The sequence below is a fragment of the Kitasatospora sp. NPDC001660 genome (assembly GCF_053596725.1).
The window spans coordinates 1-22,353 of sequence record NZ_JBSFGU010000074.1; the positions used below are offsets into that span (position 1 = coordinate 1).

Here is a 22,353-nt window from a genome sequence, read left to right on the forward strand (position 1 = left end):
CCGAGCCCGGCCTGTTCACCCTCACCAACTCGGCACCGGCCGCCCCCGAGGCCAATTCAAGCTGAACCTCGGCGAAGGCTCACAGAACACCCTCTGACAGCGTTCCCATGGGGTGAGGGGTCTCCAGCCACAGGGTCTGGGTGGCGGCGCGGTACAACTGAGCGCCACCCTCGTCGGCGACCTCGACCGCCAGCTCGCCCGCGCTCGCGCCCTCGCCGCCCTTCCCGCCACCCGCGTCATGGCCTGCCCCAGCCCGCAGCGAGACCCTCGCCCTGGAGGCGCACACGGTCGATAACCAGGTTGCCGTCTCCTGGCGCGGTGCCGCCGTCGCCCTGAACGGCAAGCCGGTCAACTGGTCCGGCATCAACTTCTGCGAACTGGACGGGGGCGGCCTCATCCAGGACGCCAAGGCGTACTTCGACCCCGCCGTCTTCCAGGCCCAACTCGCCAGCTAGCCCCGGATCGCAGGCACCGGCACGGGCTCGGAAGAACGGATAGCGCGAGCCCGTACCGGGTGAGCTGAATCGATCTCAGCGCCGACGGCTGCGCCGGTCCTCGGCCGCCCTCGGTCGAGGAAGTCCTGGAGCCGGCGGGGACGTCAGGACGGGAAGGCCTGGACCCCTCAGGGAGAAGCACGCGTCCGGCCCGTACGCGCAGGGAACGACCCAACATCGCCCCCAGGGTCACCGGTCAGCACGCAGCTGACGGAGGACGCCGAGCAGGTGCGGATGTCCGAGGCGCCGCCGCCGAGGCCGCCGCCCGTCCCGACCTCGACGAACAGGGTGCTGTCGGGCGTGACAGGGAGGTCCGCGGTGACCCTCGCCCCGGCGCCGCCGACGCTGTCGGTGCCCTTACGACCTTGGGATGAACAGTCCTGGTGCTGGTGGGGCCGTGACGTGAGAAGGGCCGCACGGGTTGGGTGAGTTGTGACGCTGACCTGGGCCCGTGCGGCCTGCTCCCATCCTGCCCTGTCCGGGGTCTCTCGCGCACATTTCGGCGAGTTGCTCGAAGAGTTGTCGCCGCGTTGGGGGGCCCGGCGTGAGTCGGCGCTTGATCGGCAGCGGGGCGGCAAGCGGCACCGGGCAGAGGGAGCCGGCCGCAAGCCGAAGCTGGAGTTCGTCGACAGGCTGCTGGTCACCCTCGTCCACCTGCGGCTCGGCCTGCCGCACGCCGCTCTGGCCGAGCTGTACCGGGTGGACCGCTCCACGGTCTCCGTCGCGATCCGCCAGGTCAGGCCCCTGCTCGCGACCCGCGGCTTCGCCGTGCCCGACCGGCCCGACATCAGGCTGCGAACCTTGGAAGACGTGTTCGCCTATGCCGATGCCGAAGGCGTGGCCCTGCGGATCGACGGCACCGAGGTACAGGTCCGACGCCCGCGCGCGGGGCGGCCGGGCCGCAAGGCGTTCGTGTCCGGCAAGAAGAAGCAGAACACGATCAAGACCACCACCTTCAGCGACCACCAGGGCCGCACCCTGTTCTCCGGGGTCGTCCGACCGGGCCGCATGCACGACCAGACCGCCCTGCGCACCGAGGGCATCGCGGAGCAGTTCCGCCAGTATCCGCAGGTGAACGCCGAGGTCGACTCCGGATACCAGGGCCTGGCCAACGAGTTCCCCAGCCAGGTCAGCGCCCCTCCGAAGAAGCCGGCCGAGGACGCCTGCGACGGAGACAAGCGCGCCTGGCGCGAGATGCGCCGCCGCCAGTCCTCGGCGCGGATCTGCGTGGAACACGCCAACGCCGAGTACAAGCAGTGGCGGCCCCTCCAGCGGTACACCGGACGTCGGGAGGACTACCCGGAAACCCACCTGGCCATCGCCGGGCTGGTCTCCGACCGCTCCGCACGACGCCCGACCCGCCGCCGGGCGAGCACCGAACTGGTCCTCGCCCGCGACGCCGTCTGCTGATCACCCACCAGCCGAACCGCCAGGCCACCATGCGCCGACCCCAATTTCACCCAAGGTCGTTAGGGGGCCTCGTCCTCGAGGCGTTGGGGTTCTCATCGAGGGCGAGCCGGCTTCGAGCATCGCGGTCAAACTTCGTTGAGAACCGTCAAACTTCACTGAGACGGGTCACCGGCCTCGACAGCAGCGTCCATCGTCGCGGCGAGAACGGGCAGCGCTCCAACTCGCCCAAGACTGTGCGGGGCATCGCCGCGGCCAGCGCGCAGACCGCGACCAGCGCGATCCGCTCGCCCACCGCCAGCTCCGGGAGTGCTTCCGCGTACGGGCTGCCGGTACGCCAGCTCCTCGTCCAGCTGCCCGTCGCCGTCCGGGACGACCTCGCGGCCGGCGGTCTGCTCGATGGCGTCGGCGGCCCGCCCCAACACCGTGCGGTGCCGCTCCTCCGCCTGCCGGGCCGCGAGCCCGCGTACCCACCCGGCCGCCACGCGCCCCGCCTCGCCCGCCTCGGCGAGCACCTCGTTCACCGCGTGCTGCTGCTCCGGCTGCGCCTGGTCCTCGTCCTCGCCAGGCGGCTCCGCCGCCACCGGCAGGACGCTCATGTTCGTCATGACCGGTGAACCTCATCAGCACCATCAAGGTCACGTCCGGCCGGTGAGTTCTCCTCAGCACCCGGTGAGTTCCGACTCGCAGGGCCGGTGAGTTTCACCCCGTCAAACTCCCCACCGCAGCTGAGGGACGCGACTGCGATCCGTGGAGCAGTCGCAGCCGCAGCCGCACCAGTGTCCGGCCGCCAGCCGCGTACTGCGACCGGCGGTCCCGCGAACGCCGGCCGCCGGTGAGTTCCGCCCCGGCGCCTGGTGAGTTCCGCCTCGCTGAAACTCCCCGCCGCAGGTCAGGGCATGTGCGATCCCCGTCGCATGCGGGCCCGCGTCTGTCCGGTGGCCCTGCAGAACGGTCGCCGGTTGCAGCGCTGCACGGCGGTGGCGCTGCAACCGGCTGCTACCCGTGCAGCGCTGCACCTTGCTACCCGAGCAGCGCGGTGCAGCGCTGCATGCTGTTCCCCTTGTCCCGGCAGCTGGCTGCCGGGTTTCGCCCCGCTGCTGGCTGCCGGGGCGAAACCCGTCCGGGGCGCTGACCTTGACGGCTACGATCCCGCCTATGTTGCGTCCTGAAAGCTGGTCCAGGCTCACGGGTGGAAGTCCCGTCCGGGTAGGCACCGGAGTGCCCGGTAGCAGGTCCCGGTTCGTCGTGGAGACGCGGCGGGCTGAGCGGGATGTCAAAAGCCCCTTCGGGGGGAGCAAGCACGCGGGCCGTAGCATCAAGCGAACCTTGCAGCCTCGTCAGATCTACAGCGGAGAAGCCGAGCCCCTCATATCAGGGCGAAGGCCATGTCCTGAGGGCCCTGTTCCGGGGTCAGCCCTCGGGGTTCTCCCGGGGTACGGAGGGCGGCACGTGTGCACAGTCTGGGCCGGAACAGGAGAGACCCGTCTGACCACGCCTGACGTCGGGCAAGAGACCGGACGTATAAGCCGATGGTGAAGTCGTCCGGAGGGCAGCGGGAGTCCGATGGGGTCGTAGTACCGCTGATCGGCGTGCAACACAACGCGCCGGGAGGGAAGGGCCCCAACTTTGATCACGCTCGTGGCGGAGGTAAGCGCGAGGGCATGGCCGGAGAGAGACCGGTCAACCACCCCGGCGGGGCGAGCCCCGTCGTAGTGGACGGACGTGCGTCCGTCCTGAAAGTGCGAAAACTCCAACGCGCGCTATGGGCTGCGGCCAAGCAGTCTCCGGAGCGGCGTTTCCACGCCCTGTACGACCGTATCCACAGGGGTGACGTCCTGTGGGAGGCGTGGGAGCGGGTCCGGGCTAACAGAGGGAGCGCCGGGGTGGATCGGGTCACCCTGGAGTTCGTGGAGAGCCAGTACGGGGTGGGCCGGATGCTCGGCGAACTCCAGCAAGCTCTCCGCTCAGGCACGTACCGTCCCGCGCCGGCCAGGCGCGTGGACATCCCGAAACCACAGGGTGGCAAGCGGCCGCTGGGTATCCCCACGGTGCGCGACAGAGTGGCCCAGCAGGCGGCGAAGATCGTCCTGGAGCCGGTGTTCGAGGCGGACTTTTTGCCGTCCTCGTACGGATACCGGCCGAAGCGGTCGGCGTTGCAGGCGATGGAGCGTCTTCGGACCGGCTTCATCGAGGGTCGCTGCGTCGTGGTGGAGTTCGACATCCGCAACTTCTTCGGCGAGATCGACCATGGTCGGCTCCTCGCCGAGGTCGGTCGGCGGGTATCGGACCGTAGGGTGCTCAAGCTGCTGAGGCTGTGGCTCCAGGCGGGTGTGATGGTGGATGGGGAGTTGAGGCGGACGGTCGCCGGGACTCCCCAGGGCGGGGTGATCTCACCCCTGCTGGCCAACATCTACCTGCACGTCCTGGACACCGAGCTCGCGAAGCGCGGTGTCGGCGAACTGGTCCGATACGCGGACGACGGTGTCGTCTTGTGTCGGTCGGTGAACAACGCCAGGGCGGCCCTGGCAGCGGTCGGGGAGATCCTCGGCGAACTGGGGCTGGAGCTGCACCCGGACAAGACGAAGCTGGTCGACCTCAGAGAGGGCCGGGAAGGACTCGACTTCCTCGGCTGCCACTTCAGAGCCCGTTTCTCGGGCCGGATGTGGGAGAAGTACCGCAAGCGGCGCTTCTACCTGCATCGCTGGCCCTCACAGGCGGCGATGAAGCGACTCCGGACCAAGGTCCACGAACGGACCGACCGCCGTCGGACGGGAACGGACATCCGCGACGTGATCGCGGACTTGAATCCGATCCTGCGCGGCTGGGGCGCCTACTTCCGAACCGGGAACGCTGCCCGGAAGTTCATCCAGATCGACCGCTACGTGGTCTGGCGGCTCCGCGGACTCATGCTGAGGAAACGGGGTCGCAACCTGCGAGCGGGACAGCTCGATCGGTGGACGGAAGAGTGGTTCAACGGGCACGGCCTGCACCGCCTCCGCGGCACGATCCGCTATCCGAAGACCGCGTAACCCAGTCAAGAAGATCATCGGTAAGCCGTGTGCGGGAAAACCGCACGCACGGATTGAAAGGGGACGGAGGAACCGGGCTCGCAAGAGCACCGCGCCTCCAACTACCAATGGACAGCGCCCCGCCGAACGCCGCCACCGACCAGCCGGCCGACGGGGCAGACCAGGCCCGGGTATGCGCGCGGCCCGGCTGCTCGAACCCGGCGCCGAAGGGCCCCACCGGGCGGCCGCGCACCTACTGCTCCCGCTCGTGCCGCAGCAAGGTCGACCGCGCCAAGGCCAAGGCCCGCGAAGCAGCGGCGGCCGAGGCCGCTGCACCCGCTGCTGCTGTTGCTGCACTCGAGCCAACTGCTGCACCCGCTGCTTGCGCCGGACCTTGCCGCACCCCACTGCGGCACAGCGCATCGGCCAGGCTGAGCGGGCGCTTCCGGGGCATCTCCCCGCCGAACGCTTGGGCCGCGTCGGCCGCCCGGCACCGTCCGAGAGACAAAGCCCTATGGTGATCCAATGGACCTGGGGGCGGTACTGATTGCGATCACCGGCGTGTCAGGCACGCTGGGCGGTGCGTTGCTCACCCAGCGGGGCGCCAGCCGCGCGAAGAAGCGCGAGCTCGAGATGGGCCACGCCATCCAGGAGGCCCGCGAAAACCGCGAACTGCGGCGACGGTGCTACACCGAACTCCACCGGGATGCCCGGCAATTCGCCACAGCGCTGAGCCGCCACCTGTACGTCCTGCGGGATCGCGCAGCCGGGGAGGATGACATCCAGGCGCTGGAAAGAGCCAAGGACGCCCATCGGGACCACTGGTCCGAGACCCTGATGGTCGCCCCCGACACGGTCATCGGACCGGCCAACGAGCTGAACGATGCACTGACCCGGGTGTACGGGCAGAGCAAGCGCATCGAACAGGGAAACCCCAGGAGCGGCGAAACCCTACGATCCGCCGCCGAGGCACAACAAGCGCTCTGGCCCCTGATACGCGCCACCAGAGAGGCAATGCGTGCTGACCTGGGTGTCACGGGAGCCACCCCTTGGCCACAGTCGAACTCGCCCGACGACCCAGCAATGATCGGCGACTTCGAGGAACCGCCCGGCGACCCCGACTCCTAGACTGCTGGGCGAGAGCCGCCGAAAGCGTTGAGAACCCGAAACCGACCCCAGGCCACCGCCATCGCCAGGCTGCTCCCGCGCCACATCCCCACCCCCCGGTCCGCCGTCACGGAGACCGCGTTCCACCCCGCCCAGGCCCTCCTGGACACCACGGCGAGGACCCGCTCCTCCCGGAGGTCGCCGCCGGCCTCACCGCCGTCATCCCCCAGTACCTCGCCGCCGCCCACACCCCACCGCCGGCCCGGCTGCGCCCGGCGCCGGAGCCGGCGGTCTCCACGCTCGGCACCCTGCGGGCCCGAGGCGGCGCCAGGACAGCCGTGGGCGGCGGGGGTGGCGGACCCGCAGCGGGTAGCGTTCTCCATGGCCGTCCCGGGCCGCTGTGAGCCGCTGTCAGAGCGCGCCGCAGGTCCGGCGAGGCGGCGCCGCCGCCATCGACGCCGACGGCCTGGTCACCCTTCACTACGACACCGACCAGCCGATCGACCCCGCCGCCCTGCACGGCGTCCTCGACCAGCCGAAGACCGCGGTGGCCTCCGGCGTGACCATCCGTGGCGACGAATCCTTCGACGGCGTCTGCCTACGGCTGACCGCCACCGACCCGGCCACCTGCCGCATCGCCGCCGACCGCGCCGCCATCGACAACGGCCTGTTCAAGCCCGCCATCCCCAACCGCAGCCCCGCCCTGGCCGAGGGCAACTCCCTCGCCTACCTCACCCTGACCCACTGCGAGATCGAAGGCTCCATCCGCTTCGAGCTCGGCGCCACCGGCCACGGCCCGGCCGGCCAGCACCTCGCCGACCGCATGTGCGACCAGATCCGCCTGTGGGACAAGGCACGGGACGCCCGGTCCACCATCACCCTCCACCCCGCCGGGACGCCCGACAACCAGACCAGCGGCGGGTACGTCATCGACAAGCCCGGGGCCCGCCTGGTCATCACCTACTGACGGGCGCTGCCGCCAGGCGTCCACTCCGCTGACCCGCTACCCGGCCCAGATGTGACAGACGACCCCATCACCGATTCGCTCGAACGAGCGAATCGGTGATGGGGGTCGGTCTTGGCGATCGGCGACAAGCTGCTGCCCGTGACGAGCCCCAGCCTGGCAGTCAGTGCTGCGCGCGGATCGCCACCTGGTCCGTCGGCCTACGCGAGAGCTGCGCGGCGGACACGACGAGCGCAAGCCTCTCTCCTGGACGCTGTGGCGGCTGACCCGAGCCGGTGCGCCTTCGATCCTCTGAGAGGGTTCGATAGGGGATTTCCCCCACTATCCGGTTCTCGTTGATGTGGCACGGACTCAGTTCCAGGATCTCGTAGCGGCCGGGTCCGTGTCCGCGATATTGATCAACCGTGACAGAACGACGCCGGTATCCCTCGGGCTGAAGGACGGCCGCTGACCGGGCAGGAGGTCCGGATCGCCCGGCTGGCCGCGGCCGGGCTCGGCACCGCCGGGATCGCCGAGCGGCTCGGCGTCGACCCGGAAGCGGCGGAGTCCGGGCTGGCCAGGGCGCTCGCCAAGCTCGGCGCCGGCTCGCCCGCCGGGCTGGCCCCGGCGCTGGCCGCCGCGGGCGCCCCGGCCGGGTGACCGGGCGGCGGCGCGCGGGCCGTCGAGGGTCCCCGGGGCAGCGACCGGTGGCCCGAGGGACACCGCGCGCCCCGGGCCGGTGACGGGACTGGCCGGCGCGCGGTTACCTCACGGGGTCAGATGATCCGACGACCCCTCCGGGAGACCTCGATGAGCCCGCACGGAACGATCCCGCGCCGCCTCGCCACTGCCGCCGCCCTGGGCGCCGCCGCCCTCGCGACCGCCCTCGCCCCGGCCGGTGCGGCCCAGGCCGCGACGCCGGGGCAGTTCACCCTCTGCTCCGACGGCTACTACTCGTCCTACGCGGAGTTCCCCGACCGGCACTTCGCCACCAGGCTCGTGGACCCGGGCACCTGCGCCACGATCGGCGTCAGCGGCTGGAGCAAGGACATCGTCGTCCTCCACCAGGCCGGCGGCGCCGTCATCGGCTCCTTCTCCTTCGACGACGCGACCGGCACCGGCGTCTCGACCACCGGGAACACCTGGTCGGCGGGCTACTACCGCTGGTGACCCGCCGCCACGGCCGCACCTGAGGACCGCCGGTGAGCCCCCGTCGCCGGTGCAACCGCGCCGCGCACCGTCCGGGTGTCCCCATCCCTGGCGGTGCGCGGCGCGCCCTGCAATCCACGTGCAAGTTGCCGCCAAGAGGGCCCGCCTAGCGTCAGCGACCTCCGAACCGTCGAGGACAGGCAGAGTGGAACCTCTCCCCGCAGGACCACGACGCCCTGGAGGCCGCCAGGCGGCACGGAGTCGACGAGGAGACCCAGACGTACCTGTTCGGCAACGGCCCCCGCCCCGAGCACGCCGCCACCGCCATCGGCGAGCACCCCTCCTGGGTCGACGAGCGGGCGCTCGGCCGCTGGGCCGTCGGGCTCACGCTGACGCCCAAGTACCAGACCACGGTCGCCCTCAACCGGCTGACCGCGGCGGGAAAGGGGCCGCAAGGGCGCTCGCTGCTCTACCTCGGCGCCAACTCCGACATCGAGCACCCGCTCTTCACCACCCGTGCCACCGAGATGACCCTGGTCGGGGTCGATCCGAAGGGCCTCAACGCGGAGACCCGCCAGGCCCACCTGACGGTGGTCGTCGAGGCGCTGGAGCGCTCGCTGGGTTCCTACGCCGGGCCGGGCCACACCGTCGCCACGGCCAAGAAGGCCGACGGCGCGGTGGCCACGGTCACCGTCGAGGGCCCGGGCGGGCCGGTGCTCACCGTCGACTACCACGCGCTGACGTACGACGAGTACCTCAAAGCCCACCCCGGCGAGCGGTTCGACGTGGTGATGGACAAGGACTCCTGGCTGCTGGACTGGCGGTCGGAGCAGGACGTCGCGGAGGCCGTCACCGGTCTGCTCGCCGACGGCGGCACGTGGGTCGGCGGCACCCGCCTGCGGCCGTCCGTCGAGGCCGGCTTCACCCGGACCCCGAACGACCGCCTCGGCCTGGCGGCAACCAAGTGGAGCGGCTACCAGGACCTGCACGTGCGCACCCCGTCCGGCCGCGCGGTAGCCGAAGCCACCCGTCTCGACGACCTGCTCTACTCGGTCGCCAAGCTCACCGAGGACCGCTTCCGGTTCCGTGACTGGACCTTCGACGAGGACGCGTACCAGACCATGCTGCGCGAGGATTTCAAGGACACGCTGCCCTTTCACCGGTTCTTCTCCCGCGACGACGATGCCGAGAACACCGCGAACGCGATCGAGCTGCTCCCCGGCCTAGCGGAGCACCTCGCAGCCGAGATCGCCACCTTCGCCACGCGGACCGGCACCTTCGACGCCCGGCGCATCCTGGCCGACCTGGCGCGGGTGCTCGGCGTCAACCCCGCCCTGGTGCTGCCCCCGGACGGGGCGGAGGGAGGGGGCGCTGCCGAGTGACCCGCCTGCACCGGCGGGGCGTCTCGGCCGGACGGGGCCTAAGCTGGCGGCCGTGATCGAGCTCCCCGGCTTCGCCGTCCTGCTGGCCCGTCTGCTGGACCACCGGGGCCTGGCGTCCGCCGAGCTGGCCCGGCGGGCGGAGGCCGCTGAGCCCGAGGTGGCCGCGGTCCTCGCCGGCGCCGCGCCCGAACCCGCGCTGCTGCGCCGGCTCGCGCCCGCCCTCGGCCTGGACGCCGCCGACCTCTTCGAGTGCGCCGCCCTCCCGCTGCCGGAGGACCTCGCCCCGGCCGGTGGCATGGCCACCACCTCGATCACCGGTGTGGTGCGGCTCGTCCTCGCGCTGCCGCCCGCGTCCCGGGCCGAACTCCGCGCCGGCGTCGCCGAGTTGCCGTCCGCACGGCACCGCGGGCGGATCGAGGGCCTGCCCGCCGTCCTGCCGGACCGGCACACGCCCGGGAACCTGCTGATGCGGATGGTCGCCACCCGCAACCTCGGCTGGAACGGCACGGCGAAGGTCGTCCAGCTGCTGACCGGCCGTTCCCGGATGGCCACCGTCTACGGCCGGATCGCCTCCGGCGAGGCCGAGTTGACCCCGGACCTGGTCGCCGACCTCGCCACCGTGCTGGCCGTGCCCGCGGCGGACCTGGCCGCGGTCCTCGGCCTCCCGCTGCCGGCGGCCGCCCCGGCGCGGGGCGAGGCCGTCACCGACGCCGCCCTGCTGCTCCGGGACCTCCGGCGGCTGGGCGTCGAGCAGTTGCGCGAGGCCGAGGACCTCGCCCGGGCGCTGCCGCCGGCCTGAGCAGCCCGTATCGCGGGTGCCGGTGCGCGGCAAGTCAGGTGCAAGTGCGGTGCAACCGGGCTCCGAAGACTGGTGGCATGACTTCGAGCAACTCCTCCGATGCCACCACCGTCCACCACTACACCCGCGAAATGGCGATGATCCACCAGGTGTTCCGACGCGAGTCGCGCCTGCTGGCCGAACTCGTCCAGGAGGTGCGCCCCGGCGACACCGAGCGTTCCCGGATCCTCGCCGAGCACTGGCGGCAGTACGCCGTCGGCCTGCACGCCCACCACACCGGCGAGGACGAGATGCTCTGGCCGGTGCTGCTGCCCCACCTGGACCTCGACGCCGAGCAGGTCCTGGCGATGGAGGCGCAGCACCACGGGCTCAGCGACGGGATCGAGGAGGTCCGGGGGCTCGTGGAGCGGTGGGAGTCCCGCGCCCTGACCGAGGACCGTGACGAGCTCGTCGCGGCCCTGCACCGGCACCACCGGCAGCTGTGCGCCCATCTCGACGAGGAGGAGCGGGAGGTCATGCCGCTGGTCGCGCTTCACGTGAACGAGAAGCAGTGGCAGGCGGTGGGGGAGCGGGGCCTCGCCGAGACGCCCAAGAACCGGCTGATGATCGCCCTGGGCGCCATCCTGGAGGACAGCTCGCCCGAGGAGCGCCGGGAGTTCTTCGCCCGGCTGCCCCTGCCGGCCCGGGTGCTGTGGCGGCTCTTCGGGCAGCGGCAGTACCGCCGCGAGACCGACCGGATCCGCGGCCGGCGCACCACCGCCTGATGGGCCGTCCCACCCCTTCCGGTCCCACCCCCGCCGTCCCGACCGAGGAACTCCCACCGATGCGCATCGGATTCTCCGTGCCCCAGTTCGGCCCGTTCGCCGACCCCGACCGCAGCGCCGCGATGTGTAAGGCGCTGGAAGCGCTGGGCTGCCACAGCCTCTGGGTGGGCGACCGGCTCCTGTCGCCGCTCACGCCCCCGGACGGCTACGCGAGCGGGGGGCCGATGCCCGTCCGGTACGGCACCCACCTCGACCCGCTGCTCGCCCTGGGCCTGGCGGCCTCGGTCACGGAGCGGGTGCGGCTGGGCAGCAGCACGCTCAACGCCCTGTGGCAGCCGCCCCTGGTGCTCGCCCGGGCGCTGACGACGCTCGACCTGATCAGCCGGGGGCGGCTGGACGTGGGCATCGGGCTGGGCTGGATGCGGGAGGAGTACCAGGCCACCGGGGTGCCCTGGCAGGGCCGCGGCGCCCGGCTGGAGGAGACCCTCGACGTCCTGGACGCCGTGTGGTCCGGTGATCCGGTCGTCCACACCGGCCGGCTGTGGAGCGTCCCCGAGTCGACCGTGCTCCCCAAGCCCCACCAGGGCCCGAGGCCGCCGGTCCTGCTGGGCGGCTTCACCCCGCCGGCCCTGGAGCGGGTCGGCCGGCGGGCGGACGGCTGGCTCGCGGCCTCGATGCCGGTGCCCTACCTCGACGGTCTCTGGGCGGTCGCCGTCGAGGCCGCCGAGCGGGCGGGGCGGGACCCGGCGGGCCTGCGCCGGGTGTTCCGGGTGAACCCCGACGTCACCGCGGTGGAGGCGGATCCCGCGGAGATCCACCAGCGCGGGACGGTGCGCCAGATCTGCGACCACCTCAGGGTGATGTGCGGGTCGGCGGGGGACGAGGTGCTGGTGGACCTGCAGCTGACGACCGATTCGCCGGAGGAGTTCCTCGACCTGGCCGCGGCCTTCATGGCCGAGCTGACCGGACCGTGACAGTTCCGGACCGTGACGGTTGCCGCTACGCGGGCGTCGCCGGCAGCCCGTCCAGGGCCGTCCGTGCGGCGTCCGCCCACAGCGGGGAGTCCCAGGCGGCCGCCACCCGTGCGGCTTCGAGGTAGTGGCACCGGGCCCGGTCGGGGCGGTCCAGGAACCGGGCGAGGTCGCCCAAGGTCTGCGCGACGGGCCGGAAGACGATGCTGAGGCTGCTCGCCCCGCCCGGGGACGCCTCCAGGGGGAGCAGGTCCCGGTACACCTCGGCGGCCGCCGCCCGGTCCTCCAGGGCGATGGCGGCCGCGCCGCGCAGCCCGGTCAGGATGAGGAAGGCGAAGTCACGCCGCAGCGGCGCGCGCCGGCCGAACACCTCCCGGGCCTCGTCGGGCCGGCCGGCGGCCAGCAGCGCGAGCGCGGTGAGGGACTCGTTGACCGGCTGGTACTGCTCCCACACCGCGAGCAGCATCGGCAGCACCTCGGCCAGCCGGCCCTGCTGCAGCCGGATGCACCCGACGGCCAGCGCCGCCAGCCCGTCGAGGTCCACCGCTCCCCGGGCGCGCAGCTCCGCCACCCCCGCCCCCAGCGCCTGCTCGGCCTCCTCGAAACGGCCCCGGGCCATGGCGAGCATGGGCTCCCGCAGCCTCGCCACCGCGAACGCGCCCTGGAGCTCGTAGGTGCGGGCGATCCCGTCCGCCTGGACCAGGCACCGCTCCATCTCGGCCGGGTCGTTGCGGGCGGCGGCGATCCGGGCGGCGATGTAGGACGTCATCCAGGCGTACTCGGGGCTGTCCTGGGAGGCGGCCACCTCGGCCAGTTCCCGGTGGAGTTCCGCGTAGGCGGCGGGTTCGAGTTCGCCGTCGACCCGGCGCAGCAGCGAGGTGAGCGTCAGGCCCCGCAGCCGGGGCTCGCCCACCCTGCGGGCGAGTTCCACGGCCTCGCGGGAGACGGCCACGGCGCCGGGGTCGATGTCGTCGAGCGCGTCGGCCAGCTGGTCGAGGAGCAGGCACCGCTGCCGGTCGGATGCGGCCGGGCTCTCCAGCAGCGTCCTGAGCTCCGCGACGGCCTCGGTGTCGGAGCTCGCGTACGCGCGCACGCGCCAGGGCGTCGGTTCGGTCCACGTCGTGTAGGCGGCGGTCAGCAGGTCGTCCCGGCCCTCGGCACGGGCCACCAGGACGGCCTGCTGCTGCGCCTCGCGGGCCGGTACCACGGCCCCCATCCGGACCCGGCAGTCCACCAGCTGTCCCAGCAGCGACACCCGCAGCAGGGCGGCGTCCTGGTCGGCGAAGGCGGCCGGATGGTCGGCGAGGAGGCCGAGCGCCGAGGTCAGCAGGGCCTCGGCGTTGCGGGGGGCGTAGCGGCGCACCGCCTGTTCGCCCGCCAGTTGGGCGTGGTGGACCGCGGGCCCGGCGTCGGCGGTCATCACCGTGGCCGCCTGCAGGAGGTGGTGGGCCGTGGCGGCGACATCGTCCGAGCCGAGCGCGATCAGGCTCCGGCCCAGGCGGGAATGCATCCGGGCCAGGCGCAGCCGGGTGAGGTCGTCCTCCAAGGCGTCCCGTACGAGGGCGTGGGTGAAGCGGACCGTGCCCGGGCGGGGCTCGGTGAGCAGCCCGGCGGTGACACCGGCGTCCAGGGCGTCGAGCAGCTGCTCGGCATCGCAGTCGGCGGCGTGGACCAGGAGGGCCACCGCGGCCTCGCGTCCGGCCACGGCCGCCAGCCGCAACCCGGCCGTGACGGTCGGCGCGAGCAGGGCGAGGCGCCGCCGCAGGACGTCCTGGACCCCCTGCGGCACGCGGGCCAGCGCCTGCTGCTCGCCCTCACCGGCCATCAGCAGCGAACTCTCGTGCAGGTAGAAGGGGTTGCCCCCGGCCCGTTCGGCCAGCGCCGCCGCGGCGTGCTCGCTCATGCCGGCCGCGCCGCGCCGCAGCAGCTCCTTCGCCTGGGCGTCCGACAGTCCGCCGATCGCCAGCCGGACGGGCGAACAGGCGGCCAGGCGGGCCAGTGCCCCGGTCAGGTCCCCCTCGCCGGTGCGGTACGAGCCCACCAGGAGCAGCGGGACGTCCCGCAACTGCTCGGCGCAGAGCAGGAACAGCTCGATGCTCTCCTGGTCGCCCCGGTGCAGGTCGTCCAGCACGATCGCCAGGGGCCGCCGCCCGGCCGTCCCACGGAGCCAGCCCAGCAGCGCCCGGTGCAGGCGGAAGCGCCGGGCGGGGCTGCCGTCCGGGTGCTCGGCGTCGCGCGTGGTGCCCGGCGCCAGCAGCGGGGCGAGCTCCTCGGCGTACGGGCCGGGCGGCGAGGCCTGCGCCAGGGTGGGCAGCATGTCGAACCAGGCCCGGCCGGGCGGGGCGCCGTCGGTCTCCGGGCAGTTCCCGGTGCCGACCAGCCAGCCCTGGTGCGGCAGTTGGCGGACGGCGGCCTCCAGGAGGCTCGACTTGCCGATGCCGGCCTCGCCGCTGACCAGGACCACCTGGGCCAGGCCGCCCCGGGAGCGGTCCGCCGCGGCGGCGAGCCGGGACAGCTCCTCGTCACGGCCCAGGAGGCGGCCGGGGGTGAGCACGGTGGGCGTCCGGCGGTCGACCTTCACCATCTCAGTGCGGGTTGTCTCGGCGTGTGCTTCGGTCGTCCGAGCCGTCGCGGGTGTGGCGGGCGCCCCGGTCGCCCGGTGGAGGACGTCCAGGCGCTGGTGCAGCAGGGCCTGTTCCAGTTCCAGCAGCGCGGGCCCGGGTTCGATGCCGAGTTCCTCGCCGAGGACGTGGCGGGCCCGGCGCAGTGCGGCCAGGGCCTCCCCCTGGCGGTCCCGGGCCCACAGGGCCAGGGCCAGCAGCCGCCAGCCCTCCTCGTGCAACGGCTGCTCCCGGGTCAGCGTGCCCGCGTCGTCGAGGGCCTGGGCGACCTGCCCGCAGCCCAGTCGAGCCGCGGCCAGCCGTTCGCGGGCGGTGCGGTGCACCTCCTCGAGCCGAGCGCGTTCACCGGCCGTCCACGGCTCGTCGGAGAACTCCGCGTACGGCTGCCCGCCCCAGGAGGCGAGCGCCTCGGCCAGGCCCTCGGCGGCGACCCGGGCGGGCAACCCCGCCTCCGAACAGGCCGCCACCCGGCTCTCGAACGCCCAGGCGTCCACCGCGTCCTGCTCGACGGCGAGGGCGTAGCCGTAGGGCGCGCTGACCAGCAGCCGCGCGGGCGTGCGCGGTGCCCGGTTCGGTTCGAGGACGCGCCGCAGACGCGCGATGTAGGCGTGGAGCGACCCCTGCGCACTCGACGGGGCATGGGTCGGCCACAGCCGCTCGATGATCCGCTCCGTGGGCACGACGGCTCCACGGGCGAGCAGCAGTTGGACGAGCACCATGCGGGCGAGCCGACCACCGGCGTCGACCGGGCGGCCGTCGACCTCGACCCGGAACGAGCCGAGCACCTTCCATACGATCATGACGAGGACATCATAGGTGGACGGGACGGCTACGCAGACGCAGTGTCATCAGCACTGCCGCCCGCGTTAGCGCGCCACGTGCCCTCCGGGCCGTGGACTACCTGCGGGTGAGCACAGAGGAGCAGAAGCAGGGCTACGGCATTGCCGGTCAGGTCCGCAAGAACGGCCGTCACATTGCCGGCAAGGGCTGGGACCACGTCGGCACGTACAAGGACGAGGGGGTCTCGGGGTCGAAGGAGATGGGCGAGCGCCCGGATCTGTTCGCCGCGCAGCTGGCCGCGCGGGCCGAGCGGATCGTCCCGGCGGGGTCCTCGATCAGCTGAAGGCGGACGGCAAGGTCATCGAGCTGTACACCGACCGGGCTCCGTGCCCGGACCTCTGCGCGCCGATGCTGAGTGCCGATGAACGGGCAAAAACCGCGACGACCACCTATGTGATCCCGTACGCCTCTCCGTCGGCGCCGGGAGGCAAAACGCTGAACTCGGCCTGGGCCGATCACCTGGCTGACCTGGTCAAGCAGGCCAAAAAACGCCGAGGGCTCCCGTAGGGCGAGAGAGCGGACATTGGAACGGAAGGACCTCGGATGCTTCCCGAGCGTGTTTAGGTAGCCTTGTCGCTATATGCGGCTTTAGTGAGTGTCCTGCTTGGCAGACGGCAGCGCGGGCACGGCCGTCCTTCGTGATCACTGAGCGTAGAGACACCATGATCACGTGGAGCCGTGCCTGCTCTGCATCCTCCCCCCGCGGCCGATACCTTTGCCGGTCGTTCTTACCCGATGCCGGCCGACAGGGTGTCGAGGGACGACGCCTCGCGGAGGGCCTCACCGAGGGTCCCGGGCGTGCGCGCCGCCACCGCGCACAGCGGGGGCCTGGCAGCCCGGTCAGTTGCCCGGATGGGAGGCTGCCCAGCCGTGTTCGAGCAGCGCGAAGGCCTCGTCGGCGGCTCGGCGCGGTTCGGCGTGCCGCAGGATGAGGCTGCGGGCCTCAAGGGCGAAACGGGCCAGGGCGGCGCAGCTGACGTCATCCTCGGGCGCACCGACCGCCTCGGCGACGGCCCTGGCCAGGGCCGCTTCGTGGCGCGTCCACATGCGGTGCGCGTAGTCGCGCAGGGCGGGGGTCTCCTGTACCAGGCGCGTGAAGTCGGCGAACCGCGGGTCGGTGGCATGGACAGCGAGCTGGGTCTGCTTCAGCAGGAGGTGCTCGCGCAGCGCCTGCGGGATCGACTGGCCCGGGGGGCGTTCGCGCACGGCGGCGACGAGTTCTGCTTCCAGTTCGTCGTCCTGATCGAAGACCAGGGCTTCCTTGCCGGAGAAGTGTTTGAACAGGGTGGTCACCGAGACGTCGGCGTGGTCGGCGACGTCTTTGACGCCGACCTGGTCGTAGCCGCGTTCGAGGAAGAGCTCGAGTGCGGCGTCGGCCAGGGACTGGCGGGTCTGGGCCTTCTTGCGCTCGCGGCGCCCGGTCGGTTCGGTCACTCGCCCACCGTACCGCAAAGTGCATTTACTGTGAAAGTGAAGTCATTGCACTTATTGGGCGAGTGTGGTTTCTTGGTGATGCGCCGGGTCTCCCGGCGGCTGACCCACCTCCCGAGGGACACTTCCATGAACTCTGCCCGTGATCCCCGCATCGCGATCGTCGGCGCCGGCCTCGGCGGCCTCACCTGCGCCCGAGTCCTCCAGCAGCACGGCCGCTCCGTCACCGTCTTCGAACGCGAGGCATCCGCCGACGCCCGCCCGCAGGGCGGCACCCTCGACATGCATCCCGACACCGGCCAGGCCGCGCTCGGTGCGGCGGGGCTCCTCGACCGATTCCACGCCCTCGCCCGCCCCGAAGGAGACGAGTGGCGCGTGCTCGACTTCGCCACCGCCTCCCTCCTGGCGCAGCAGGGGCCCTCCACCGACGGAGGCCGGCCGGAGATCGACCGAGGCCAACTGCGCGGCCTGCTCCTGGACTCGCTCACCGAGGACACGGTGCGGTGGGACCGCGCCGTCACCGGCGTCACCCCGCTGGCGGACGGCACCTGCCGGCTGCTCTTCGGCGACGGCACCGCCGAGGACTTCGACCTGGTGGTCGGTGCCGACGGCGCCTGGTCACGCGTCCGCCCGGCCCTGTCACCCGCCGTACCCGACTACACCGGTGTCACCTTCGTCGAGGCCGGATTCGACGACTGCGACACCCGCCATCCCGACCTCGCGCGGCTGGTCGGCAACGGATCGATGCTGGCGAAGGGCGCCGGCAGGACCTTGGTCGCCCAGCGCAACAGCAACGGCCACATCCGCGCCTACATCGCCCTCCGCGCGCCCAAGGACTGGCATGAGGCCGCCGGTATCGACCTCGGCGACCAGCGGGCCGTGCGGACATATCTGTTGAGGTTGTTCGACGACTGGGACGAGAGCCTGCGCTACATCCTGCGCAACAGCGACCACGGGTTCATCCACCGGTCCCTGTTCGTCCTGCCCGCCCCGCACACCTGGGAACACGTTCCCGGCGTCACGCTGCTCGGCGACGCCGCGCACCTGATGCCACCCGTCGGGCTGGGCGCCAACCTCGCCATGCTCGACGGCGCCGACCTCGCCCACGCACTGGTCACCGAGTCCAGCGTCGACGACGCCGTCCGCGCCTACGAGAACATCATGCTGCCGCGCTCGATCGAGGCCGCGACGGGGAGTGCGAAGGGACTCGACAACCTCGTTCCCGCGACGGCCTCCTGAAGCGACTTGTATCCGACCGACTGACTGAGCAGGGCAAACAGATCCGCGATCGTGAGCCGCAGGCGTCGCTCCGGCCGCCCCATGGACGGCGCAGCATGGGGGTAGGTGGCCAGGAGGCTGTCGAGACGTTCGTGTCCTGCCTTCTCGGCAAGCTCGGGCTTCGCGGCCCCGTTCAGCTCGGTCGTGTCCGCCTACCGTCGGGGCCTGGTGATCCGATGCGGGTCCGCACAGCGGCCGACCGTGCGGCATCGAGGTGGTCGCGTGGACGTACCGGTGAAGCGACCGGACGGCGCCGACTACGACGACGCTCCGCCCGTGGCCAGCGCGGTTCGCGCCAGCCCGCGCAGCCAGGCGTGGGCGTGGTCGGTGTCGTAGCGCTGATGCCACGACAGGTACACCGGTGCCGACGGCAGTTCGAGCGGTAGGGGGAGCACGACCAGGCCGAGGTCGGCGACCGCTGACCGCGTGGTGGCTTCGGGGACGGTGATCAGGAGATCGGAGCCGCGCGCGAACTCCAACGCGGCCGCTTCCGTGGGCGCGGTCGCCACCACGCGGCGGGTGAGGCCGAGCCGAGCGAGGGCGTCGTCGAGGGCATTGCTGAGGTTTCCACGTCGCGAGACGGTGACGTGCTCAGCGGCGGCGTAGCGCTCGGCGGTGACAGTCCTGACACGGGTGAGGGGGTGTCCCTGCCTCACGACGATGACGAGGCGGGTCTCGCCCACGTTCTCGGCGCGGACGTCCGGTGCGCTCGGCCGGTTGGCGTTCGCCTCCAGATCGACCTCACCACGCCGCAACTCGGGGGTGTCGACGCTCGATTCCGCGACGAAGCGCAAGCGCACGCCCGGCGCCTGTTCGCGCACGGCCGCGAGCAGTGCGGGGCCGCTCAAGGCGACCAGGGAATCGTGCCAGCGGAGTGTGAAAGTGCGTTCCAGCGTTGCCAGATCGAGTTCACGGCTCGGTGCCAGCACCCCCTGGACCTGGTGCAGCAGCTCGTGCACCTGCTCCCGCACCGCGATCGCATACGGCGTCGGGGTCATCGTGCGGCCGGTGCGCACCAGGATCTGATCCCCGGTCGTGCGCCGGATCCGGCCCAGACTCCGGCTCATCGCGGGGGCGGTGACATGCAGGCGCGCCGCCGCCCCGGCCACACTGCCCTCCTCCAGCAGCGCGTCGAGCGCGGCGAGCAGGTTCAAATCCAATTGCATGTGAGTAATCCTATCCGTGCTTGACATGCATTTGAAGTTAATTACCGGGCTGTCTACCGTTGAGGCGAAAGCGCGGGAAGTAGCGCGCAGTTCGGCCCTCGACCGGCCTCAGCACCCCTCCTCAGACGGGAGTACCACCATGTCCGAAACGCTTCAGACCACTGACGTCGCCTCCTTGGACGCCGACCTGCTCGACCGGACCGCGGCCGCCGTGCGTGAGGCCGGTTCGGCACTGCGCGAGCGGTACGGCGAGGTGGTCCCCTACCGGACCCGCGAAGAGCTGATGAGCGCGCTCGCCGCCAACGACGCCACCGCCCTCGACATCCTGCGCCCCCGCCTCACGAGCCTGCGCCCGGACGCCGGCTGGGTGGAGGACGAGCTGGACGGCGGGGCGCTGCCGCCCGGCGAGTGGTGGGTCGTGGATCCGGCCGAAGGCAACGTCAACCACCTGCACGCCCTGCCGGAGTGGGCGGTGACCGCCACCCTCGTGCGCGACAACCAGCCGGTGCTCACCGTGGTCCACCTGCCGTTGACCGGCGAGACCTACACCGCGCTCACCGGCGCGGGCGCCCACCTCGACGGCCGGCCACTGCACGTCTCCCGGACCGCGGACCTCGGCCTGAGCATCGTGGCCACCAGCCAGGCCCGGCCCGACGAGGACGAGAAGGTCGTGCGGCGCGTCGGCTCCTCGATCACCGCGATGCTCTTCGACGCACTCGTCGTCCGCGTCGCCGTGCCCGCGACCCTGCACCTGCTGAACGTGGCCGCCGGCCGGCTCGACGCCTTCTGGCAGTTCGCCGGCGCCCGCGCGGACCTGCTGCCCGGCGCGCTCCTCGTCACCGAGGCCGGCGGACGGATCTCCGACGCCGAGGGCCGCCCCTGGACCCCGCAGAGCGAAAGCTTCCTGGCCGCCGCGCCCGGCGTCCACGCCGAGGCCGCCGCCACGCTTTCACGCTGACTCTGCACCACAACACGCTGACTCTGCACCACAACCCGCACGCACGGAAGGACCAGATCATCATGACCACGATCGCCGTTCTCGGAAACGGCCGCGTCGGCGGCAACCTGGCCACCGCCCTCACCCGGGCAGGACATGAGGTGACCGTGGCGGACCGCGCGCCGGGCGCCGCCGCCGACGCCGCCCGAACAGCCCGGATCGTCATCAACGCCACCCCGGGCGCCGGCTCCCTGGACCGGCTCGCCGCCCTGCGCGACGAACTGCGCGACAAGATCCTCGTCGATGTCTCCAACGCCACCATCGACGGACCGGACGGACTGCCCGCCGACCTGATCTACCCCGGCTCGAGCCTCGCCGAGCAACTCCAGGAAGCCCTCCCCGAAACACACGTCGTCAAGACACTCAACACCATGCTCTTCCCAGTGATGACCACGCCGGCCACGCTCACCCAGACACCGACCGCGTTCCTCTCCGGCGAGGACCCGCAGGCCAAGCAGGCCGTCCGCGAACTCCTCACCGACCTCGGCTGGCACAAGGAGTGGATCACCGACCTCGGCGGGATCCGGACCGCCCGCGCCACCGAGGCCGCGATCCTCTTCGTCCCGCACGTGATTCGGTCCAGCGGATTCGCGCCCTTCGCGATCTCGATCGCCCGCTGACCGTACGCAGCGCACCGCCGCCGGCAGGCCCAGATCCAGAACGGATACGACAGCGCAGCCAGGGCCGGCGATTCAGCGCCGGACGGCATCACGCTGCCGCTGCTCCACTCCTGCGACTTGTAGAGATCGGAACAGTCATTCCCATCCGTGTCGCTACGCCAACTCCAGGAAGGTCCTCATCATGTCCCTCGACCCCCAGATCGACACCCTGCTCAAGCAGTTGGCCGAAGGAGGCGAACCGGCACCGGAGAGTCGAACGGTCGCGGAGAACCGCAACCTCGTGAGCAGCTTCTCCACCCTCGCGGGCGACGTCGAGCCCGTCGGCAGCGTGCACGACGCAGTGGCCACCGCCGAAGGCCTCGAGGTCCCCATCCGCATCTACGCCCCCACCACCCTCCCGCGCTCCGGGCCGCGGCCCGTAACAGTCTTCTTCCACGGGGGCGGCTGGGTCCTCGGAGACCTGGACAGCCAGGACCACATCGCCCGCATCATGGCCAACCGCTCCGGCACGATCGTGGTCTCCGTCGACTACCGACTCGCGCCCGAACACCGCTTCCCGGCGGGGATCGAAGACGCCTACGCCGCCCTGACATGGGTCGCGGCCAACGCCGGAAGTTTCGGCGGCGACGGGCAGAGCATCGCGGTGTTCGGCGAGAGCGCCGGCGGCAACCTCGCCGCGGCCCTCGTGCAGGAAGCGCAGCGGCGCGGGGGACCTCACATCGCACTGCAGGTACTGGCGTACCCGGCGGTCGACCGGTTCGACGACAGCCCCTCCATGTACGAGAACATGGCCGGACCGTTGCTGAGCCGCAGCTGGCTCGAATGGTTCTGGGGCCTCTACCTCAACACGCCCGACGAAGGCACCGACCTGCGCGTCTCGCCGGCGCGCTCCGACGAGCTGGCCGGGCTGCCTCCCGCCGTCATCGTCACCGCCGAACACGATCCGCTCCGGGACCAGGGCGACCGCTACGCGCAGAAGCTCGCCGACGCCGACGTGCCGGTCACGCACCTGCCGATCAAGGGTGCCACCCACGCTTTCTTCTCGTTCACCGGGTCGGTGCAACTCTCACGGGACGTCCTGAATCAGCTCGGAGATGCCGTGGCCACGGCGTTCAACAACTGACCTGCCCACCGTTGTGAAGACCATCAGCCAGCGGCTGGGTGAGCTACGACGGCGTGCCTTCGCGGGGCGCACCGGTGAGATCGAGGGCCTCGCTCCAGGCGGACCTGGCCCACGCCCACGCCCACAAAGCCCGCCTGACAGCTCGCGTCCACAACTAGTACTGCAATCACAGTTATGGGGTGTGGCCTCGGCGTTTGTAGTGGCTGAGGCGGGCCCGGGTCTGGCTGAGGCGTCTCCACCATGACCAGCG

The 22,353-nt window shown here is 71.9% G+C and carries 19 protein-coding genes; 15 read left to right on the forward strand and 4 right to left on the reverse strand.

Going from position 1 to position 22,353, the window contains the following annotated elements; genetic code table 11:
* The first annotated feature begins 926 nt into the window (after positions 1-926).
* Entirely contained in the window at positions 927-1,904 is a 978-nt protein-coding gene (locus tag ACWCXH_RS37435; protein ID WP_449805971.1) for a transposase family protein, read from the forward strand.
* Between the two features lie 152 nt (positions 1,905-2,056).
* On the opposite strand, the gene ACWCXH_RS37440 is transcribed toward ACWCXH_RS37435, so the two are convergent.
* Entirely contained in the window at positions 2,057-2,509 is a 453-nt protein-coding gene (locus ACWCXH_RS37440) for a hypothetical protein (RefSeq protein WP_449805972.1), read from the reverse strand.
* A gap of 1,056 nt (positions 2,510-3,565) precedes the next feature.
* On the opposite strand from ACWCXH_RS37440, the gene ltrA reads away from it, so the two are divergent.
* From ltrA to ACWCXH_RS37485, 9 genes are all read left to right on the forward strand, one after another.
* Positions 3,566-4,933 (forward strand): group II intron reverse transcriptase/maturase, encoded by a 1,368-nt coding sequence (gene ltrA / locus ACWCXH_RS37445; RefSeq protein WP_449805973.1) that lies wholly within the window; start codon positions 3,566-3,568, stop codon positions 4,931-4,933.
* 504 nt (positions 4,934-5,437) lie between these two features.
* Positions 5,438-6,040 (forward strand): hypothetical protein, encoded by a 603-nt coding sequence (locus ACWCXH_RS37450; RefSeq protein WP_449805974.1) that lies wholly within the window; start codon positions 5,438-5,440, stop codon positions 6,038-6,040.
* A gap of 379 nt (positions 6,041-6,419) precedes the next feature.
* Positions 6,420-6,986, forward strand: a complete 567-nt coding sequence (locus tag ACWCXH_RS37455) for a hypothetical protein (protein ID WP_449805975.1) — start codon at positions 6,420-6,422, stop codon at positions 6,984-6,986.
* A 444-nt stretch (positions 6,987-7,430) separates the two neighbouring features.
* Positions 7,431-7,622, forward strand: coding sequence for a hypothetical protein (locus tag ACWCXH_RS37460; RefSeq protein ID WP_449805989.1), 192 nt, complete (start codon positions 7,431-7,433; stop codon positions 7,620-7,622).
* 150 nt (positions 7,623-7,772) lie between these two features.
* Positions 7,773-8,132 carry a hypothetical protein gene (locus tag ACWCXH_RS37465; protein WP_449805976.1) on the forward strand — a complete coding sequence of 120 codons (360 nt, stop codon included), beginning with the start codon at positions 7,773-7,775 and terminating at the stop codon, positions 8,130-8,132.
* Positions 8,133-8,638: 506 nt separating this feature from the next.
* Positions 8,639-9,493 carry a hypothetical protein gene (locus tag ACWCXH_RS37470; RefSeq protein WP_449805977.1) on the forward strand — a complete coding sequence of 285 codons (855 nt, stop codon included), beginning with the start codon at positions 8,639-8,641 and terminating at the stop codon, positions 9,491-9,493.
* A 52-nt stretch (positions 9,494-9,545) separates the two neighbouring features.
* A complete protein-coding gene (locus ACWCXH_RS37475) occupies positions 9,546-10,292 on the forward strand; it encodes a hypothetical protein (protein WP_449805978.1) in 747 nt (248 codons plus the stop codon).
* A gap of 77 nt (positions 10,293-10,369) precedes the next feature.
* Positions 10,370-11,056 (forward strand): hemerythrin domain-containing protein, encoded by a 687-nt coding sequence (locus ACWCXH_RS37480; RefSeq protein ID WP_449805979.1) that lies wholly within the window; start codon positions 10,370-10,372, stop codon positions 11,054-11,056.
* A gap of 59 nt (positions 11,057-11,115) precedes the next feature.
* Positions 11,116-12,030, forward strand: coding sequence for a TIGR03619 family F420-dependent LLM class oxidoreductase (locus tag ACWCXH_RS37485; protein WP_449805980.1), 915 nt, complete (start codon positions 11,116-11,118; stop codon positions 12,028-12,030).
* 25 nt (positions 12,031-12,055) lie between these two features.
* On the opposite strand, the gene ACWCXH_RS37490 is transcribed toward ACWCXH_RS37485, so the two are convergent.
* Positions 12,056-15,448 carry a BTAD domain-containing putative transcriptional regulator gene (locus ACWCXH_RS37490; protein ID WP_449805981.1) on the reverse strand — a complete coding sequence of 1,131 codons (3,393 nt, stop codon included), beginning with the start codon at positions 15,446-15,448 and terminating at the stop codon, positions 12,056-12,058.
* Positions 15,449-15,540: 92 nt separating this feature from the next.
* Here ACWCXH_RS37490 and ACWCXH_RS37495 point away from each other — a divergent pair, with 92 nt between their 5' ends.
* Positions 15,541-15,771, forward strand: coding sequence for a recombinase family protein (locus ACWCXH_RS37495; RefSeq protein WP_449805982.1), 231 nt, complete (start codon positions 15,541-15,543; stop codon positions 15,769-15,771).
* Positions 15,772-16,328: 557 nt separating this feature from the next.
* On the opposite strand, the gene ACWCXH_RS37500 is transcribed toward ACWCXH_RS37495, so the two are convergent.
* On the reverse strand, positions 16,329-16,922 hold the full coding sequence (locus ACWCXH_RS37500) for a TetR/AcrR family transcriptional regulator (protein ID WP_449805983.1): 594 nt from the start codon (positions 16,920-16,922) through the stop codon (positions 16,329-16,331).
* A 126-nt stretch (positions 16,923-17,048) separates the two neighbouring features.
* On the opposite strand from ACWCXH_RS37500, the gene ACWCXH_RS37505 reads away from it, so the two are divergent.
* Positions 17,049-18,158, forward strand: coding sequence for an FAD-dependent oxidoreductase (locus tag ACWCXH_RS37505; protein ID WP_449805984.1), 1,110 nt, complete (start codon positions 17,049-17,051; stop codon positions 18,156-18,158).
* Between the two features lie 296 nt (positions 18,159-18,454).
* Here the strand turns inward: ACWCXH_RS37505 and ACWCXH_RS37510 are convergent, their stop codons facing one another.
* Positions 18,455-19,363, reverse strand: a complete 909-nt coding sequence (locus ACWCXH_RS37510) for a LysR family transcriptional regulator (RefSeq protein WP_449805985.1) — start codon at positions 19,361-19,363, stop codon at positions 18,455-18,457.
* A 139-nt stretch (positions 19,364-19,502) separates the two neighbouring features.
* On the opposite strand from ACWCXH_RS37510, the gene ACWCXH_RS37515 reads away from it, so the two are divergent.
* The 3 genes from ACWCXH_RS37515 (at position 19,503) to ACWCXH_RS37525 (ending at position 22,103) form a co-directional block, all read left to right on the forward strand.
* Positions 19,503-20,321, forward strand: coding sequence for a 3'(2'),5'-bisphosphate nucleotidase CysQ (locus ACWCXH_RS37515; protein ID WP_449805986.1), 819 nt, complete (start codon positions 19,503-19,505; stop codon positions 20,319-20,321).
* Positions 20,322-20,383: 62 nt separating this feature from the next.
* Positions 20,384-20,980 carry an NADPH-dependent F420 reductase gene (locus tag ACWCXH_RS37520; RefSeq protein ID WP_449805987.1) on the forward strand — a complete coding sequence of 199 codons (597 nt, stop codon included), beginning with the start codon at positions 20,384-20,386 and terminating at the stop codon, positions 20,978-20,980.
* Between the two features lie 181 nt (positions 20,981-21,161).
* The gene (locus tag ACWCXH_RS37525) at positions 21,162-22,103 is read left to right on the forward strand and encodes an alpha/beta hydrolase (protein ID WP_449805988.1); all 942 of its coding nucleotides are present in this window, start codon (positions 21,162-21,164) and stop codon (positions 22,101-22,103) included.
* The last annotated feature ends 250 nt before the right edge of the window (positions 22,104-22,353 follow it).

Bases quoted from the DNA above. Each gene is read 5' to 3' on its own strand.
- ltrA (WP_449805973.1), top strand. From the start codon at position 3,566: ATGGCCGGAGAGAGACCGGTCAACCACCCCGGCGGGGCGAGCCCCGTC.
- ACWCXH_RS37515 (WP_449805986.1), top strand. From the start codon at position 19,503: ATGTCCGAAACGCTTCAGACCACTGACGTCGCCTCCTTGGACGCCGAC.
- ACWCXH_RS37520 (WP_449805987.1), top strand. From the start codon at position 20,384: ATGACCACGATCGCCGTTCTCGGAAACGGCCGCGTCGGCGGCAACCTG.
- ACWCXH_RS37490 (WP_449805981.1), bottom strand. From the start codon at position 15,448: ATGATCGTATGGAAGGTGCTCGGCTCGTTCCGGGTCGAGGTCGACGGC.
- ACWCXH_RS37510 (WP_449805985.1), bottom strand. From the start codon at position 19,363: ATGCAATTGGATTTGAACCTGCTCGCCGCGCTCGACGCGCTGCTGGAG.
- ACWCXH_RS37480 (WP_449805979.1), top strand. From the start codon at position 10,370: ATGACTTCGAGCAACTCCTCCGATGCCACCACCGTCCACCACTACACC.
- ACWCXH_RS37470 (WP_449805977.1), top strand. From the start codon at position 8,639: ATGACCCTGGTCGGGGTCGATCCGAAGGGCCTCAACGCGGAGACCCGC.
- ACWCXH_RS37485 (WP_449805980.1), top strand. From the start codon at position 11,116: ATGCGCATCGGATTCTCCGTGCCCCAGTTCGGCCCGTTCGCCGACCCC.
- ACWCXH_RS37505 (WP_449805984.1), top strand. From the start codon at position 17,049: ATGAACTCTGCCCGTGATCCCCGCATCGCGATCGTCGGCGCCGGCCTC.
- ACWCXH_RS37440 (WP_449805972.1), bottom strand. From the start codon at position 2,509: ATGACGAACATGAGCGTCCTGCCGGTGGCGGCGGAGCCGCCTGGCGAG.
- ACWCXH_RS37465 (WP_449805976.1), top strand. From the start codon at position 7,773: ATGAGCCCGCACGGAACGATCCCGCGCCGCCTCGCCACTGCCGCCGCC.
- ACWCXH_RS37525 (WP_449805988.1), top strand. From the start codon at position 21,162: ATGTCCCTCGACCCCCAGATCGACACCCTGCTCAAGCAGTTGGCCGAA.
- ACWCXH_RS37450 (WP_449805974.1), top strand. From the start codon at position 5,438: ATGGACCTGGGGGCGGTACTGATTGCGATCACCGGCGTGTCAGGCACG.